This is a genomic window from Kitasatospora sp. NPDC005748 (genome assembly GCF_040630735.1).
Classification (GTDB): Bacteria; Actinomycetota; Actinomycetes; order Streptomycetales; family Streptomycetaceae; genus Kitasatospora.
The window spans coordinates 14463-30734 of the sequence record NZ_JBEXYD010000053.1; the positions used below are offsets into that span (position 1 = coordinate 14463).

Sequence of the window (16272 nt, forward strand, 5' to 3'; positions counted from 1 at the left end):
AGGGGGGTCCCCGAGGCCGGCGGGCGGGGCGTTCGGGGGGACGGTTGACCTGACCCTCCGTCGCCCCCACCATGGCGATGATCGCAAGATCGTCAAATCCGGTACCGTGCGCGGACTGTCGGTGACGGATGGCAGGATGACAGTCGCCACTCTTGTGGCCCACCGTCGTCGCAGCCGCCCGCAGGGGCGTCCACCGCAGGCAGCCCGGGCAGCAAGCGTCAGCACCAGGCGTCAGCACCAGCAGAAGGGACCGCGGGCGAGATGCAGATCCGGCTGACCGTCCTCCGACCGCGCAGCGGCCCGGCAGCCGCCGGCTCCGCCATCCCCTACGTGGACGTGCTGGTCACCGCGCCCGTCGGCACCGCGCTCGGCTCCCTCGCGGGCGCCCTCGCGGGCGCCGTGGGCGTGCGCGGCCCACGAGCCGCCACCCATGTACACCTGTACGCCGGGGCGCACCGGGTGGACGAGCACACCCTGCTCGGCCACCCCCCGCTGCTCGACGGCGCCGTCCTCAGCCTCAACGAGCCCGACCCGACCGCCGACGACCCGGACGACGGCCCGGCCGCCGCCGAGCTGCGGGTGGTCGGCGGCCCCGACGCCGGCGGCGTGCACCGCCTGCACGGCCGGGAGATCCGGGTCGGCCGCTCCGGCGAGGCCGACGTCCCGCTCGACGACCCCGACGTCTCCCGCCTCCACCTCGCGCTGCACCTCGGGGAGGACGGCCGGGTCACCGTGCGGGACCTCGGCTCCACCAACGGCACCACCCTGGACGGCCGGATCGTCCCGCCCGGACCGCCCGAGGAGGCCGTCCCGCTGGAGGGCGGCGCCCTGCTGCGGATCGGCGAGTCCACCCTGCGGGTCACCCCGCCGGATCCCGGGTCCGGCCCGGGCGCGCCCGCCCGCGCGGCGCTGCCCGACGGCCACGGCCACCTCCAGCTCGCCGCACCCGCCCCCGCGCGGCCCGCGCCGCCGGTGGCCGAACCGCCCGCCGCGCCCGAGCCCGCCCCCGGCCGCGGCCGGGGCCTGCTCTCGCTCCGGCTCGGCCGCGCCGGCGCCGAGCCGCCCGGCCAGGAGAGCGCCGAGCGCCACCACGCCGCCGTCCGCACCCGGCAGGCCGCCGCCCAGCGCGAGCGCTGGCCCGACCTCGCCACCCTGCTGCTCAACGCCCTCGGCCCGGGCCCGCGGCTCTGGGAGCGCGGCCCCGGCCACCCCGACGCGCTCACCCTGCGCCTCGGCACCGCCGACCGGCCCGGCGGGCCCGGCACCACCCCCGGCACGCTGCTGCCCGCCGTCCCGGTCACCCTCGACCTGCAGACCGCCGGCAGCCTCGGCCTCAGCGGCCCGCGCGAGCGGCTGGACGCCCTCACCCGCGCGGTCGTCGCCCAGCTGGCCGCCCTGCACCCGCCCACCGGCCTCAGCCTCGTCGTGGTCGACGCCGACCCGGCGCGGCCCGCGCAGGACCGCGTCGACACCTGGGCCTGGGCGCTGTGGCTGCCGCACCTGCGCCCCGTCGACGGCCAGGACTGCCGGCTGCTGATCGGCCTCGACGACGAGCAGGCCACCGCCCGCCTCGCCGAGCTCACCGCCCGGCTCAGCGGCCCGGTCGGGCTCGGCGGCCACCCCGCCACCGTGGTCGTGGTCGACGGCCGCCCGCCCGGCGACGCCGCCCGGCAGGCGCTCGACCTGCTGCTGCGCCAGGGCCCGGCCGTCGGCATCTTCCCGATCTGCCTCGCCGAACAGCCCGAGCTGCTGCCGCGCGGCGTCGGCGCCACCGCCCTGATCACCGGCGAGGTCGGCACCCAGCTCTCCCTCGACCGCCCGGTCGCCCGGGGCCGCGAGACGCTGCACGAAGTCTCGCTGGACGCCGTCTCCGACGTCTGGGCCGAACGGCTGGCCCGCGTCCTCGCCCCGCTGCGCGAGGCCGTCCCCGCCGCCCGCGGCCCGCTGCCCGACGCGCTGCGCCTGCTCGACCTGCTGCAGCTCGACACCGTCACCCCGGCCAAGCTCTCGGCCCGCTGGGCCGCGCACGCCGGCGGCATCGGCGCCGCCACCGCCCTGCTGGGCACCACCCGCGACGAGCTCTGCACCCTCGACCTCGCCGACCCCGAGCTCACCCTGCCCTCGCCCGACCCGGGCGGCCCGCACCTGCTCATCGGCGGCGCGCGCGGCTCGGGCAAGACCGAGCTGCTGCGCACCCTGGTCGCCTCGCTGGCCGTCTCCGAGCGGCCCGAGCGGCTGGCCGTCTCCCTCATCGAGGGCCGGGCGACGGAGGAGGGCCTGGACGGCTGTACCGAGCTGCCGCACGTCACCGGGCTGGTCAACGCCGCCACCGACCCGCGCGCCGCACTGCTCGCGGCGGAGGCACTGGAGGACGAACTCGCCCTGCGCGAGCGGCTGTTCGACGGCCTGGACTTCGCCTCCTGGCACGCGGCCCGCATCTTGGACGGCGAGCGGGGCCTGGCCGGAGAGCGAGGCCTGGACGGCGAGCGCGGGCAGGACGACGCCCGGGACCTGGAAGCGGGGCGGCCGGCCGTCCCGGTACCCGCCGCGGTCGGCGCCGCCGGCACCACGGCGCCGGCGACCACCGCCAGGATCATCCACCCCCGCAACGGCGACTCCCCCCGGTCCGCCGCCCCGGCCCCCGTGGTGCCCGCCCGGCTGGTCGTCGTGGTGGACGACTACGACGCCCTGCTCGCCCCGACCTCCCCGGCCGGCCGGCCCCTGGCCCGCGCCCTCGCGGCCGTCGCCCGCCGCGGCGGCCCGCTCGGCGTCCACCTCGCCGTCACCACCGGCCGCCCCGAGGAGAGCGCCGGCACCGAGGTCGACGAGGCCGCGCTGCTGCGGATCGCGCTGCGCACCGACGACCCGGCCGACTCGGACCTGCTGATCCACCTCGGTGACGCCGCCGCCCTGGGCGAGGACACCCCCGGCCGCGGCTATCTGCGGCTGCCGGACGGCGGTGTCACCGCGTTCCAGAGCGCCCGGATCAGCGGCCGCATCCCGCGGACCGCCACCCTGCGGCCGACGGTGGTCGCGATAGACCCGCTCCAGCTCGGTGCCCCGCCGGCCCGCCGGCCGGTGCGCGAGCTCGGCAACGGCCCGACCGACCTCGCCCTGCTGGCGAGCGCGCTCCAGCGGGCGGCCACGCACTGACACGACGGCGGGGCGGACCGGTCGCCGGTCCGCCCCGCCCCCGGTCGTCCGGCGCGCGGGTGCTCAGGAGCAGTACATGCCGCGGTTCGCCACGGCCAGGCCGCCGACCTTGTCGCCGTCCAGGGTGAACTCGTACTTCCAGCCCTGCGTGCCCCGGCCGCCCTCGACCGGCATCTCGTACTTGCCGCTCTCGGCCAGCTCCAGCCCCTTGTCGCCGTAGGCCTGCCTGAGCGCCTCGACCGTCGAACCGGCCCCGATGCCCTCGGCGGTCCGGGCGCCCGCCGGGGCCACCAGCTCGCGCAGACCCTCCGGGCCGAACCCGGCCCGGCCGGTGGCCAGGAACGCGGCGTCGCGGGTCGCCCGCGCGGCCTTCAGCTCGTCGGTGGCCTTGGCCAGCTGTTCGAGCGTCCCCTGGTTGGCCTTCATCCGCTCGGTCTCGGCCAGCAGCAGCGCGGAGTGCGCCTTGAGGTCCTGCAGCGTGGGATTGGACGGGAGGGGCGGCACCGCGCCGGGGGTGCTCCGCCCGGCCTGCGCCTTGGCCTCCAGCTCGTCGATCTTGGCCTGGAGGGCCGCCTCGGCCGCCATCCTGGCCGCGTCCGGCGCCGGGCCGCCCTTGTAGACGAAGTCGGTGCAGCCGTTGAGCAGCGACACCGGGGCCGCCTCCAGGGCGCCGACGGCCAGCGCCGCGTCCTTCGCCATGCCGGGCTTGAGCCCCCGGTAGCCGGCGGCGCCGAACGGCTCCGGGGCCGGGCTCGCGCTGGTCGCCGCCGGGGCGGCCGCGGTCTTCCCGTCGGAGTCACAGGCCGCCGCCCCCGTGACGAGCAGCGCCACGGTCAGCGCGGTCCCCACGGTGCGCCTGATGCGCGTCGTCGTCATGATGATCTTCCCCCTTGTCGCGGGCCACCGTACCGAAGCCGGATCGGCGTCGCGGCCGGTGGGTCCGTGCCCCGGACACGGACCCACCGCGGCGAGCGGCACAGGAGGCGCGGCGGCTCAGGAGGACGGCGGAGCGCCGGTCCCGCGGGCGTAGTGGGCGCCGGCGAGGACGGCGGCCATCAACTCCGCGTCCAGGACGGAGGTGTCGGCCAGCCTGGTCGCCGCCGCGTGGGAGTTGAGCAGCGTCTTGGTGACCCGCAGCGCGGCTTCGGGGCGGCGCGTCACGGGCCGGACCCACTCGGCCACCGCCACGTCCAGCTCCTCCTCGGGGACGACCCGCTGGAGGATGGAGAGGTCGTACGCCTCGGCGGCACCGACCGGGCGGCCGGTGAGGATGATCTCGCGGGCCCGGGCCGCGCCCACCTCGTGCAGCAGTCGGGGCAGCAGGCCGCCCCACGCGACGGGCAGGCCGAGGGCGAGTTCGGGCAGCCGGAAGGCGGCCGTGTCGGCGCCGACCCGCAGGTCACAGGCGAGGGCCAGCGCGAAGCCGGCGCCGATCGCCCGGCCCTGGACCCGCGCGATCGTGACGGCCGGGCTGTCGGTGAGGGCCGCGCAGACCTGGCGGGCCAGGGTGCCGGCGGTACGGATGCCGCCACCCGTGGGGTCCGCGCCGAGCGAGTCGGCGAACTCGTCCCGGTCGCCGCCGAGGCAGAAGTCCGGACCGGCGCCGGACAGCACCACGGCGCGGACGGCCGGGTCCGGCGCGGCCAGCACGGCGAGGAGGTCGCGCAGCACGGCCTCGGTGACGGCGTTGCCGGTCTCGGGGCTGTCCAGCTCGACGTACAGCACCGCGCCCCGGCGCTCGGCGTGGACGGCGCGGGGCGCCGGGGCGTGGGAACCGGCGGGCTCCGGATCGCCCGCCTCGTACGCGGCGCGGTCATGGGCCGCCTCGCCCGCGGGGGCCCGCCCGGGCGGCGCCGGCGGCTGGAGGGGGTACGGAGGGTACGGGATCGCCTCGGAGGAAACGTTCATGCCGCCACTCTCAAGGACATCACCCGGTGGAAGACCATCCGGGGTGCGAACTCGGGCTGGCCCACCACCCGCAGGGTCGGGAAGCGCCGCAGCAGCTGCCCCAGCAGGGTGCGCGCCTCCAGCCGGGCCAGGGCCGCGCCGAGGCAGTAGTGGGCGCCCCCGCCGAAGGCGATGTGGGAGCCCTTGCGGAGGACGTCGAAGGTGTGCGGAGCCGGATTGCGGCGCGGGTCGCGGTTGGCCGCGCCGTACATCACGTGGACCATGGTGTCCTTGGGAATGAACACCCCGGCCAGCTCCGTGTCCTCCCCCGCCACCCGGCTGTTGAGGCGGACCGGCGGGTCGTAGCGCAGCGCCTCCTCGACCGCGTCGTCGATGTGCTCCGGCCGGGCCCGCAGCCAGTCCCAGGTGCCCGGGGACCGGAGCAGCGACCACACCATCAGGGAGAGCGACGCCGCCGTGGCCTCCAGCGACGCGATGGTGACGAACATGGTGAGCTCGTAGACGGTCCGGTCGGTGGCCTCGCGGTCCGACTCCAGCGCGTCCCAGGTGCGGATCCAGCCGGACACCACGTCGTCACCCGGATGGGCACGACGCTCCTGGACGAGGTCGGTGAAGTACCGGCGCAGGTGCAGGGTGGCCGCTTCGGAGATCGCCAACTGGCTCTTGGTGGGCAGGAGTTCCTGGGCGTGCACCTGATTGTGGGTGATCTCCAGGATGTGCGCGTAGTCCTCCGGCGGAAGGTCCAGCCAGCGCCCGATGGTGTTGATCGGGAGCCGGTCGCCGACCAATGAGGCCAGGTCCGCCTCGCCGTCCACGCGTATTCGCTCGGCCAGCCGGTCGAGCAGCTCGGTGACGTCGGCCTCGATCTCCGGCGCCAGGGCCTGGAGGGTGTGGCGGCCGAAGAGGTTCCCGAGGCCCTGCCGCTGCCGGGTGTGGACGGGGGCGTTGAGCCGGTGGAGGGTCCGGCTCATCTCCTGGGTGGCGACGGCCTGCCAGCGCTCGGTCTCGGTCTGCCGCCCCTGCCAGGCCAGGTCGGGGACGAGCCAGTTCCTGCCGCGCAGGACCTGGTCGCACGCGTCGTAACCGGTGACCAGGTACCCGCCCCACGGCGCCGGCACGAGATCGCCCATGGCCCGCAGCTCGTCGTAGATCGGGAACGGATCGGCCAGCCCCTCCGCCGACCGCAGCCGCCGTAGCAACGGCACGGCGGCGCGGCGGTCGACGGTTCCAGCACGGCACTCCGGCGTCCCGGGGCGGGCTTCCATCATGGCGGTCACACGGGGCTCCTTGCGCTGGCGGGCAGTACGGCGGCGACCTACCCACCGGGAGCACGCTCAAGCGTCGAACGGAGTTGCCCCCGTCACATGCGCGAAGTCACCGGACCACGTGCACCGCTGAGCGGTCGTCCGGTCTCCCGCGCCGTCCCGGTCAGAGCCGGAAGACGTCCAGGAAGGAACTCCACCACCCCTTCTGCTTGGCCGGGGCCCGGCCCGCGGCGGGCGCCGCGGCGGTGGCGGCCGGCGGGTGCGGCGTCCCGTTGGCGGCGGCCTGGCCGGCCGGCGGGCCACCGAGGCCGGCTCCCGTGCCCGCCACCGGGGGGCGGACGGGCGCCGGGCTGAACCGCACCGGCAGCGAGACCAGTCCGCGCTGGAACGGGCCCGGCCGCCAGCCCACGCTCCGCGCGGGCACCGCGAGCGTGACGTCCGGCAGCGCGTTGAGCAGGCACTCGATCGCGGTCAGCGCGATCAGCTGGGCCGGCGACTTGGCCGGGCAGGCGTGCGGGCCGGCGCCCCAGGCCAGGTGGGCGCCCTTGCTGAGGGTCAGTCGGGCGTCGGTCAGCGCCGGGTCGGTGTTGGCGGCGGCGAAGCTGATCACCACCGGGCTGTCCGCGGGCATCCGGACCCCGCCCACCTCGACGTCCTGCATCGGGAAGTGCGTCGCGTAGTTGGCGATCGGCGGGTTGTTCCACAGCACGTCGTCGAGGGCGTCCTCGATGCGCATCCCGGAGCCGGCGTCACCGGACAGCAGCAGGAGCAGCGCGTTGCCTATCAGGTTGCGCTCGGGCTCGACCCCGGCGCCCATCAGCATGACCAGCTGGTCCTTGAGCTCCTCGTCGCGCAGCCCGGCCGGGTGCTGGACGAGCCACGAGGTGATGTCGTCGCCGGGCTGGCGGCGCTTCAGCGCGACCAGGTCCATCAGGCAGGCGTTCAGCTCCTCGTTGGCCTGGAGCACGTCCAGCCCGTCGAAGAGCGCGGACATGCTGCGGGTCAGCCGGTCGCCGATGTCGGCCGGGCAGCCGAAGAGCTGGTTGAACAGCAGCAGCGGCAGCAGCTTGGCGTAGTCGTTGATCAGGTCGGCCCGGCCCAGCGGGCTGAACTGGTCGATCAGGTAGCCGGCGATCCGCTCGACGTGCCGGTTGAGCCGGTTGTCGTTGAGCCGCTCCAGGCTCTCGGTGACGGCCTTGCGCAGCCGGAGGTGCTCGGTGCCGTCCGTGAACAGGCAGTTGGGCCGGTAGAACATCATCGGCAGGACGGGGCTGTCCATCGGCACCCGCCCCTCCTTCAGCGCCGACCACCGCCGGGAGTCCCGGGCGAACAGCCCCGGGTTCTGCAGCACCCGCAGGGCGACCTCGTGCGAGGTCACCAGCGTGGCGTCCACACCGGGCGACAACTCCACGGGCGCGACCGGGCCGTGCGCGCGCAGCGCGTCGTAGACCGCCTCGGGGTCGGACGAGAACATCTCCCCGTACAGCGGGGTCGAGCCGCCGTGCATCGGGCAGCCCGGGGGCGGCGACTGCGGGGCGGAGCGCTGCGGAGATTCCATGGGTCGTTCCTCGGAAATGGCCCCGGGCGGGTGCGGCCCCGGGAGGCGGTGACGGGGGGCGGTGACGGGGAAGGGTCAGGAGGCGCGTTCGAGCAGGTGCCGGACGAGGGTCAGCAGCGCGTCGGCCGACGACCGCTGGTCGCGGGCGTCGCAGAACACCACCGGCGTGTGCGGCAGCAGGTCGAGCGCCTCGCGCAGCTCGTCCTCGGTGTAGTCGCTCTGCCGGTCGAAGCTGTTGACCGCCACGGCGTACTCCAGGCCGTACTGCTCGATCAGGTCGATGACGGGGAAGGTGTCCGTGAGCCGGGTCGGGTCGGTCAGCAGCAGCGCTCCCAGCGCCCCCCGCGCCATGTCCTCCCAGAGCTGCATGAAGCGCTGCTGGCCCGGCGTGCCGAACAGGTACAGCACCAGGTCGTCGCCGAGCGTCAGCCGGCCGAAGTCCAGGGCCACGGTCGTGGTCTTCTTGTCCGGTGCGCCCCGGAGGTCGTCGACGCCGGTGGACGCCTGCGTCATCTTCTCCTCGGTGCTCAGCGGGGCGATCTCCGACAGGGCGCCGATGAGCGTGGTCTTGCCGACCGCGAAGTGGCCCACGACCAGGATCTTGACGGCGGTCGTCACCCCGCCCGGGACGTAGATGTCCTCAGGCGAACCGGCGTTGAAGTCCATGCAGTACCTTCTCTAGAAGTCTCGGATCCGGGGCCTGGGCCGGTGGCGGGGCCGCCCGGCGCAGCAGCCGCCCCTCGCGGATCAGGTCCGTCAGCAGCAGCCGGACCACCCCCACCGGGAGCACCAGGTGGGCCGCGACCTCGGCCACCGAGAGGTAGCCGCCGGAGCACAGTTCCCAGATCGCCGTGGTCTCCGGGCTCGGCCGGGCCGGGAGGCCCTGCTCGGGAGCGACGGTGACCAGGGTGATCAGGGACAGGTCGTCCGCACTCGGCAGCTCACGGCCGCCGGTGATGACATAGGAGCGGATGAATCCGCTGGCAACCCGCTGCTCCTCGCCGGGAACCGTCATGAGCCGCTGTGTGTGCTCTGGCGCGGCGCCGCTGTCATGGCCCGTCCGAGCGCGCCCACCTGCTGCTGCATCCGGAAGGACATCGCCTCCATGTCCACGTCGGAGGCGGTGGAGGCCGCGAGGTAGGCGCCGCTGCCGGCCGCGATCAGGAAGATCCAGCCGTGGTCGTACTCCAGGAGCGTCTGGCGCCACGTCCCGCCGTTGCCCCCGACGAACGGGGCCACCGCGCGGCTCAGCGACTGCATCGAACTCATCGCGGCGGCGTTGGTCTCCGCCTCGTCGCGGCCGATCTCACTGGACCGTTCGAGCAGGAGGCCGTCGGCGGAGACGAGAATGGCGTGCCGGGCACCGCGCACCTGCAGCACGTCGTTGAGCACCCAGGTCAGATCAGGGCTCACTGGATCTCGGTTCCTTCCGTGGTCATGGTGTTGCGCCCGGACAGCGTCCCGCGCTGGAACGCGCCGAGGCGGGACGCCGTCTCCTGGCCGGTGCTCGGCACCGGCTCGTCGACGCGGCCGGAGTCCTGCGGGTGCGGGACCACCGAGACAGTGCGCTGGCGGCGGCGCCTGGGCAGCCGTCCGTCCGCCGTCATCTCCGGGACCGCCTGCGCCGCGGCCGGGGCGACCTGGGCGAGCGCGGCCGGAACGGGCTCGGGCAGCGACGCGAGCCGCTGCGCCCGGGCCGGTACGGGCTGCTCCACCGGCTCCCCCTGGTACTCACCCTGGTACGTGCTCGGGTACGTGCTCTGCTGGGCGCCGTCGTACTCGCCCTGGTACGCGTTCTGCTGGGCGCCCTGGTAGGCGCCGCTGTAGTCGCCGTGGCCGGCGGCCGCCGGGGGCGCGACCTCGCTGCTGAGCAGTTCGGCGGGCAGCAGCACCACGGCCCGCACACCGCCGTACGGGGAGACCGAGTCGACCGAGACCCGGAAGCCGTAGCGGGCGGCCAGCATGCCGGAGACGGCGAAGCCGAACTTCGGGGGGTTGCCGAGGCCGGTGAGGCTGATCGGCGCACCGGGGTTCAGGAGCGCGGCGGCGCGGTCCTTCTCCTCCTGCCCCATGCCGAGGCCGGCGTCGTCGATGATCAGGCAGACCCCGGTCGGGACGGCCTGGACGCTGATCTCCACCGGGGTGTCCGGCGCGGAGTAGTTGGTGGCGTTGGCCAGCAGCTCGGCCAGCACGACGGCGACCGGCTCGACGACCTTGCTGACCAGCGAGACGCTGACCCGGGAGTGGATCTGCACCCGGTCGAAGTGCCGGATCCGGCCCTGGGCGCTGCGGGCCACGTCGTAGATCGAGGCGACGGTCTCCCGGCGGCCCAGCCAGCCGCCGCAGAGCACCGCGATGCCCTGGGCGCGCCGGCCGAACTGGCTGTTGGTGTGGTCGATCAGCATCAGGTCGGCGAGGATCTGCGGGCTGTCGCCGTACTTGCGCTGGACCTTGTCGATGACGACCTGCTGCTCGTCGGCCAGACCCTGCAGGGTCCGCATCGCCGCCTTGAGGACGGCCTTGGTGTCCTCCTCGGCGTCCCGGCGGACCTCCGCCAGCACGGCCGCGTGCTGGCTCTGCAGGCGCGAGTTCAGCGCGCCGAGTTCGTCGCGTTGCCGCTGCGCCTGGGCGGCCGTCTCCTCAAGGGAAACGTTTCGCCTGCGCAGGGAGAGGTTCGTCCTGCGGGCTTGGAGGGAGACCCCGACTACTACGAGCATCACCACGATGGAGACCCAGAAAAAGGGTTCCTGCACAAATGACGTCATGAAACTCTCTTCAGGTGGCATCGCGTCAGGAACTGGTCCGGACCGCCCTGCGCGGGTGGGACTGGCGGCCTGCTCCCCGCCGAAAGACACCTGTTGTTCCAGCACGTCGGTGGAGCTCTTCCGGCACGGGACCTGCGGCAACGCCTATCGCGGAGTTAGCTTACTGCAACTCTTGGCATGTCAGAACAGCTGCCAATCAGGGCAGTTGGGGAGGAACTCCGCCACCTGACGACACTTCGGGGCCGACGTACCGGACATTGTGACCCCGCGTTCACCCGCACCTCACATCCGGGCCACAAACGGATTCGCACCCGGAGTGACCGCCCTGACACGCTCCGCCTCGACGCCCTGCGCCGGCCCCAGCCCCGGCCGCCGCCCCGGAGAACGACGACGGCGGGGCCGCGTCCGAAGACGCGGCCCCGCCGTCCGGGCCGTCCGGCTCCCGGTCGTCAGCGCATCGAACCCGTGCGGAGCAGGGTGCGGATGACGCGCATCGCGACGGAGAGGCTGGACAGCTCGTAGTTGTCCGAACCCCTTATGTCGTCGAGCGTGCTCTTGGCGCGGTTCAGCAGGGTGGAGTTGAGCTCCGCCCAGGCGGTGTACCGCTCCTCGGGGGTCGCGCCCTCGGGGCCGCAGGCCAGGATGTCGGCGGTCAGCGCCGCGTGGGCCGCGAAGAGGTCCTCGCGGATCGCCGCGCGGGCCATCGACGACCAGCGGTCGGTCCGCGGCAGCTCGATGATGCGGTCGAGCAGGTGGGTGATCTGCAGGCGGTCGGCCAGGTCGTAGTACAGCTCGGCGACCTCGGCGACGTCCTTGCCGGACCGGTCCGCGACCTCGGTGATGTCCAGGGTCGGGAAGGTCGAGGACAGACCCGCGATCCGGGTGGCCAGCTCCTCCGGCACGCCGGCCGCGGCGAGCTCGCCGTAGACCGACTCGAACCAGGCCAGGTCCTCGCCGCGCAGCGGCTTGGGCAGCGAGCCCCAGACCTGGTTGACCCGGTCGTGGAAGAACTCGATGGTGCCGGCGATGTCGAGCGGCTGGCGGCGGTTGTTCAGCATCCACCGGGTGGCGCGCTCGACGAGCCGGCGCGAGTGCAGCCGCATCCTGGTCTGGGCGCCGGCCGGGACCCGGTTGTCCAGGGCCTCGATCTCGGACCAGATCTGCTCCAGGCTGAAGACGGCCCGCGCGGCGGTGTGCGTCCGGGCGATCTCCTCGTACGTGGCGCCGGTCTCCTCCTTCAGCCGGAAGGCGAAGGTGCAGCCACCGCGGTTGATCGTGTCGTTGACGATCAGCGTGGTGATGATCTCGCGGCGCAGCGCGTGGTTGTCGATCGCCTCGGCGAACCGGGCCCGCAGCGCGCTGGGGAAGTACTCGTGCAGCGCGGTGCGGAAGAACGGGTCGTCGGGCAGCTCGGTGGCGAGCAGCTCGTCGGCCAGGGTGATCTTGGTGTAGGCGAGCAGCACCGACAGCTCGGGCTGCGAGAGGCCGCGGCCGTTCTGCTGGCGCTCGCGGATCTGCCGCTCGGTGGGCAGGAACTCCAGCCCCCGGTCGAGCCGGCCGTCGCGCTCCAGGCGGTTGATCATCCGGGAGTGGACGTTGACCATGCTGGTCGCCTGGGCGACGGCGTTGGCCAGCACCACGTTCTGCGCGTAGTTGTTGCGCAGCACCAGGTGGCCGACCTCGTCGGTCATCTCGGCGAGCAGCTGGTTGCGCTGCTTGACCGTCATGTCGCCGTCCCCGACGACCTGGTTGAGCAGGATCTTGATGTTGACCTCGTGGTCCGAGGTGTCCACCCCGGCCGAGTTGTCGATGGCGTCGGTGTTGATCCAGCCGCCGGCGCCCTGCGGGCCGCCGGACGCCGCGTACTCGATCCGGCCGAGCTGGGTGCAGCCGAGGTTGCCGCCCTCACCGACGACCCGGACCCGCAGCTGCTCGCCGTTGACCCGGATCGCGTCGTTGGCCTTGTCGCCGACCTCGGCGTTGGTCTCGGTGGAGGCCTTGACGTAGGTGCCGATGCCCCCGTTCCAGAACAGGTCGACCGGCGCCTGGAGGATCCGCTTCATCAGCTCGGCCGGGGTGAGCCGGCTCTCCTCGACGCCGAGCGCGGCCCGCACCTGCGAGGTCAGCTGGATCGACTTGGCGCTGCGCGGGAAGACCCCGCCGCCGGTCGAGATCAGCGACTTGTCGTAGTCGTCCCAGGAGCTGCGCGGCAGCTCGAAGAGGCGGCGGCGCTCGGCGTACGAGACGGCCGCGTCCGGGTTGGGGTCGAGGAAGATGTGCCGGTGGTCGAAGGCGGCGACCAGGCGGATGTGCTCGCTGAGCAGCATGCCGTTGCCGAAGACGTCACCGGACATGTCGCCGATGCCGACGACGGTGAAGTCCTCGGACTGGGTGTCGTGGCCGAGCTCGCGGAAGTTGCGCTTGACCGACTCCCAGGCGCCGCGGGCGGTGATGCCCATGCCCTTGTGGTCGTAGCCGGCCGAACCGCCGGAGGCGAACGCGTCGCCCAGCCAGAAGCCGTACGACTCGGCGACGCCGTTGGCGATGTCGGAGAAGGTCGCGGTGCCCTTGTCCGCGGCGACGACCAGGTAGGTGTCGTCCTCGTCGTGGCGGACCACGTCCGCCGGGTGGACGACCTCGCCGCCCTTGAGGTTGTCGGTGATGTCCAGCAGCGCCGAGATGAAGGTCTTGTAGGAGGAGATGCCCTCGGCCAGCCAGGCGTCCCGGTCCACCGACGGGTCCGGCAGCTGCTTGGCGACGAAGCCGCCCTTCGCGCCGACCGGCACGATGACGGTGTTCTTCACCATCTGCGCCTTGACCAGGCCCAGGATCTCGGTGCGGAAGTCCTCACGCCGGTCGGACCAGCGCAGACCGCCGCGGGCGACCTTGCCGAAGCGCAGGTGCACGCCCTCGACCTGCGGCGAGTAGACCCAGATCTCGAACGCGGGGCGCGGGGCCGGCAGGTCCGGGATGGCCTTCGGGTCGAACTTCATCGACACGTAGGAGTGCCAGGCGCCCGCTTCTCCGGTGTGCTGGAAGAAGTTGGTGCGCAGGGTGGCCTTGATGAGGTGCAGGAAGGAGCGCAGGATGCGGTCCTCGTCCAGCGAGGCGACCTCGTCCAGCGCGCCGGACAGCTCCTCCAGGATGGCGTCGGTCAGCTCGGCCGCGCCCAGCTGGTGGCTGGGGCTCAGCCGGGCCTCGAAGAGGTTGACCAGCAGCCGGGTGCTGTGGGTGTTGTTGCGGAGCGCGTCCTCCATGTAGTCCTGGGAGAACGTCGAGCCCGCCTGGCGCAGGTACTTGGCGTACGCGCGCAGCATCATCGCCTGGCGCCAGGTCAGCCCGGCGGTCAGCACCAGCTCGTTGAAGCCGTCGTTCTCGGCCTTGCCGGTCCAGGTGGCGGCGAAGGTCTCCTGGAAGCGGTCGCGCGCCTCGTCGGTCAGCTCGACGGCCTCGCGCAGCCGCAGGCCGAAGTCGTAGACCCAGGCGGTGGTCTGGTCCGAGCGGGTCAGCGCGTAGGGGTGCTCGTCGAGCACCTCGACGCCCAGGCGCTGCAGGACCGGCAGGACCTCGGTCAGCGAGATCGGGCCGCCGACCCGGTAGATCTTGAAGCGGCGCTCGTCGTCGCCCGCGCCGACCGGCTGGTACAGGTTGAGGCGGAAGTCGCCCTCGCCGTGCAGCGACTCGATCTGCTTGAGGTCGGCGACGGCGGTGCGCGCGGTGAAGTCGGCGCGGTAGCCGTCGGGGAAGGCGTTGGCGTACTTGCGGGACAGCTCGGCGGCCCGCTCCTCGCCCAGCTCCAGGTGCAGCTGGTCGTTGAAGCCGTCCATCCAGAACCGGGCGGCCTCGGCGAGCTTGCCCTCGATCCGCTCGATCTCGGCGTCGGTCAGGTGCGGCAGCTCGCTGCCGGGGGTGACCCGGACGACGAAGTGCAGCCGGGTCAGCACGGACTCCGTCGACCAGACCGTGTAGTCGATCGAGGCGCCGTTGAGCTCCTGCATCAGGATGTCCATCAGGCGCAGCCGGATGCGGGTGGTGTAGCGGTCGCGCGGCAGGTACACCAGCGCGGAGAAGTAGCGCCCGTACTCGTCCTGGCGCAGGAAGAGCCGCAGCCGGCGGCGCTCCTGGAGGTAGAGCACGCTGGTGGCGATCTGGAGCAGTTCCTCGGCCGGGGTCTGGAAGATCTCGTCCCGGGGGAAGGTCTCCAGGATCTGCACCAGGTCGCGGCCGTCGTGGCTCTCGGTGGAGAAGCCGGAGCTGAGGACGACGTCCTGGACCTTGCGGCGGACCACCGGGATGCGGCTGACCGACTCGGTGTAGGCGGCGGCCGAGAACAGGCCGAGGAAGCGGCGCTCGCCGACGACCTCGCCGTTGGCGTCGAACTTCTTCACGCCGACGTAGTCGAGGTAGGCCGGGCGGTGCACGGTGGAGCGGCTGTTGGCCTTGGTGAGGACGAGCAGCTTCTTCTCGTGGGCCTTGGCGCGCACCGGCGCGGAGAGCCGGCCGAAGGCCTCGCTGACCGGGTGGTGGTCGTCGTCGTGGCTGAGCGGGTCGGAGCGCAGGATGCCGAGGCCGGTGCCGGCGACGGCCTTCAGGACCTCCTCGCCCTCGTGCTCCACCAGGTCGTACTCGCGGTAGCCGAGGAAGGTGAAGTGGTCGTCGGCCAGCCAGCGCATCAGCTCCCAGGCCTCGCCGACCTCCTGCTCGGGCAGGTGGGCCGGGGGCTCCTCGGCGAGCTCGTCGGCGAGCCGCAGCGCGGACTCGCGCATCTTCGTCCAGTCCTCGACGACCTCGCGGACGTCGCCCAGGACCCGGCGCAGGTCGGCCTCGATCGCGCGGAGGTCGTCGCGGTCGGTCTCGCGGTCGACCTCGATGTGCATCCAGGACTCGACGACGGCGTCGGCGGGCCACTCGGTGCCGGCGGCCTGGCTGCGGGCGCAGGCGTCGATGTCCAGGATCTCCAGCAGCTTGCCGGTGATGTCACGGCGGACCACCAGCTGGGGGTGGATCACGATGTGGATCGCCCGGTCCTGGCGGGACAGCTCGTTGGTGACCGAGTCGACCAGGAAGGGCATGTCGTCCGTGACGACCTCGACCACGGTGTGGCCGCAGGACCAGCCGTTCTCCTCCACCGACGGGGTGTGCACGCGGACCTCGGCGGTGCCCTGCGGGCGCTTGAGGCCGAGGCGGTAGTGGGAGGCGGCCGCGCCGTACACGTCGACCGGGTCGCGGTCGACCAGGTCCTCGGGCGCGGTGTGGAGGTAGTAGTGGTGCAGGTACGCGGTCAGAGCGCCGTTGCTCAGACCCTCCCCCGGCGCCGCTCCCCCCACCTGGCTGTTCTCAGCGGCTGCTGCTGCCTTCGTGAGCAGTTCGGCCTTGGCTGCGTCCAGCTTGGTCTGCATGACTTCTTGGCTCCTGTCGCGCGCCGTTGCGTGACTCGGTGGTGTGTGGTCTCACCGCCGGGTCCACCGCAATCCTGCCGCACCAACCGGCTGAAAGGTCTCCATGGCGCGCATGAAACACCTCCGCAGCGGGTAGGACGAGACGTTCGGCCTGCAGCCACCCGACGACGCCAGCCAGCCTAACGGGCCGATTCGAAGGTGTCAGGGGACAGGGAGGCGCAATC

The 16272-nt window shown here is 73.3% G+C and carries 10 protein-coding genes; 1 reads left to right on the forward strand and 9 read right to left on the reverse strand.

Features of this window, described 5'->3' with window-relative positions; all coding sequences use genetic code 11:
* Window positions 1-261 precede the first annotated feature (261 nt).
* Window positions 262-3153: an FtsK/SpoIIIE domain-containing protein gene (locus ABZ495_RS28730; protein WP_359838804.1), complete on the forward strand. Its 2892-nt coding sequence runs from the start codon at window positions 262-264 to the stop codon at window positions 3151-3153.
* Window positions 3154-3216: 63 nt separating this feature from the next.
* On the opposite strand, the gene ABZ495_RS28735 is transcribed toward ABZ495_RS28730, so the two are convergent.
* The 9 genes from ABZ495_RS28735 to ABZ495_RS28775 form a co-directional block, all read right to left on the reverse strand.
* The gene (locus tag ABZ495_RS28735; protein ID WP_359809214.1) at window positions 3217-4029 is read right to left on the reverse strand and encodes a hypothetical protein; all 813 of its coding nucleotides are present in this window, start codon (window positions 4027-4029) and stop codon (window positions 3217-3219) included.
* 117 nt (window positions 4030-4146) lie between these two features.
* Window positions 4147-5061 (reverse strand): enoyl-CoA hydratase/isomerase family protein, encoded by a 915-nt coding sequence (locus ABZ495_RS28740; RefSeq protein WP_329487889.1) that lies wholly within the window; start codon window positions 5059-5061, stop codon window positions 4147-4149.
* Window positions 5058-6191, reverse strand: coding sequence for a cytochrome P450 (locus tag ABZ495_RS28745; RefSeq protein WP_359809231.1), 1134 nt, complete (start codon window positions 6189-6191; stop codon window positions 5058-5060). Before ABZ495_RS28745 ends, ABZ495_RS28740 begins: the two co-directional genes overlap by 4 nt.
* Before the next feature lie 298 nt (window positions 6192-6489).
* Window positions 6490-7884: a cytochrome P450 gene (locus ABZ495_RS28750; RefSeq protein WP_359809212.1), complete on the reverse strand. Its 1395-nt coding sequence runs from the start codon at window positions 7882-7884 to the stop codon at window positions 6490-6492.
* A 75-nt stretch (window positions 7885-7959) separates the two neighbouring features.
* Complete coding sequence (locus ABZ495_RS28755; protein ID WP_329487891.1) at window positions 7960-8550, reverse strand: ATP/GTP-binding protein; 591 nt, start codon at window positions 8548-8550, stop codon at window positions 7960-7962.
* Window positions 8525-8899, reverse strand: coding sequence for a DUF742 domain-containing protein (locus ABZ495_RS28760; protein WP_329487892.1), 375 nt, complete (start codon window positions 8897-8899; stop codon window positions 8525-8527). Before ABZ495_RS28760 ends, ABZ495_RS28755 begins: the two co-directional genes overlap by 26 nt.
* Window positions 8896-9297: a roadblock/LC7 domain-containing protein gene (locus ABZ495_RS28765; protein ID WP_329487893.1), complete on the reverse strand. Its 402-nt coding sequence runs from the start codon at window positions 9295-9297 to the stop codon at window positions 8896-8898. Before ABZ495_RS28765 ends, ABZ495_RS28760 begins: the two co-directional genes overlap by 4 nt.
* Window positions 9294-10649 carry an ATP-binding protein gene (locus ABZ495_RS28770; RefSeq protein WP_329487894.1) on the reverse strand — a complete coding sequence of 452 codons (1356 nt, stop codon included), beginning with the start codon at window positions 10647-10649 and terminating at the stop codon, window positions 9294-9296. Before ABZ495_RS28770 ends, ABZ495_RS28765 begins: the two co-directional genes overlap by 4 nt.
* Before the next feature lie 449 nt (window positions 10650-11098).
* The gene (locus tag ABZ495_RS28775; RefSeq protein ID WP_359809209.1) at window positions 11099-16048 is read right to left on the reverse strand and encodes an NAD-glutamate dehydrogenase; all 4950 of its coding nucleotides are present in this window, start codon (window positions 16046-16048) and stop codon (window positions 11099-11101) included.
* Window positions 16049-16272: the final 224 nt, after the last annotated feature.

Coding starts and splice junctions, on each gene's coding strand:
- ABZ495_RS28730 (WP_359838804.1), top strand. CDS start 262: ATGCAGATCCGGCTGACCGTCCTCCGACCGCGCAGCGGCCCGGCAGCC.
- ABZ495_RS28735 (WP_359809214.1), bottom strand. CDS start 4,029: ATGACGACGACGCGCATCAGGCGCACCGTGGGGACCGCGCTGACCGTG.
- ABZ495_RS28740 (WP_329487889.1), bottom strand. CDS start 5,061: ATGAACGTTTCCTCCGAGGCGATCCCGTACCCTCCGTACCCCCTCCAG.
- ABZ495_RS28745 (WP_359809231.1), bottom strand. CDS start 6,191: ATGGGCGATCTCGTGCCGGCGCCGTGGGGCGGGTACCTGGTCACCGGT.
- ABZ495_RS28750 (WP_359809212.1), bottom strand. CDS start 7,884: ATGGAATCTCCGCAGCGCTCCGCCCCGCAGTCGCCGCCCCCGGGCTGC.
- ABZ495_RS28755 (WP_329487891.1), bottom strand. CDS start 8,550: ATGGACTTCAACGCCGGTTCGCCTGAGGACATCTACGTCCCGGGCGGG.
- ABZ495_RS28760 (WP_329487892.1), bottom strand. CDS start 8,899: ATGACGGTTCCCGGCGAGGAGCAGCGGGTTGCCAGCGGATTCATCCGC.
- ABZ495_RS28770 (WP_329487894.1), bottom strand. CDS start 10,649: ATGACGTCATTTGTGCAGGAACCCTTTTTCTGGGTCTCCATCGTGGTG.
- ABZ495_RS28775 (WP_359809209.1), bottom strand. CDS start 16,048: ATGCAGACCAAGCTGGACGCAGCCAAGGCCGAACTGCTCACGAAGGCA.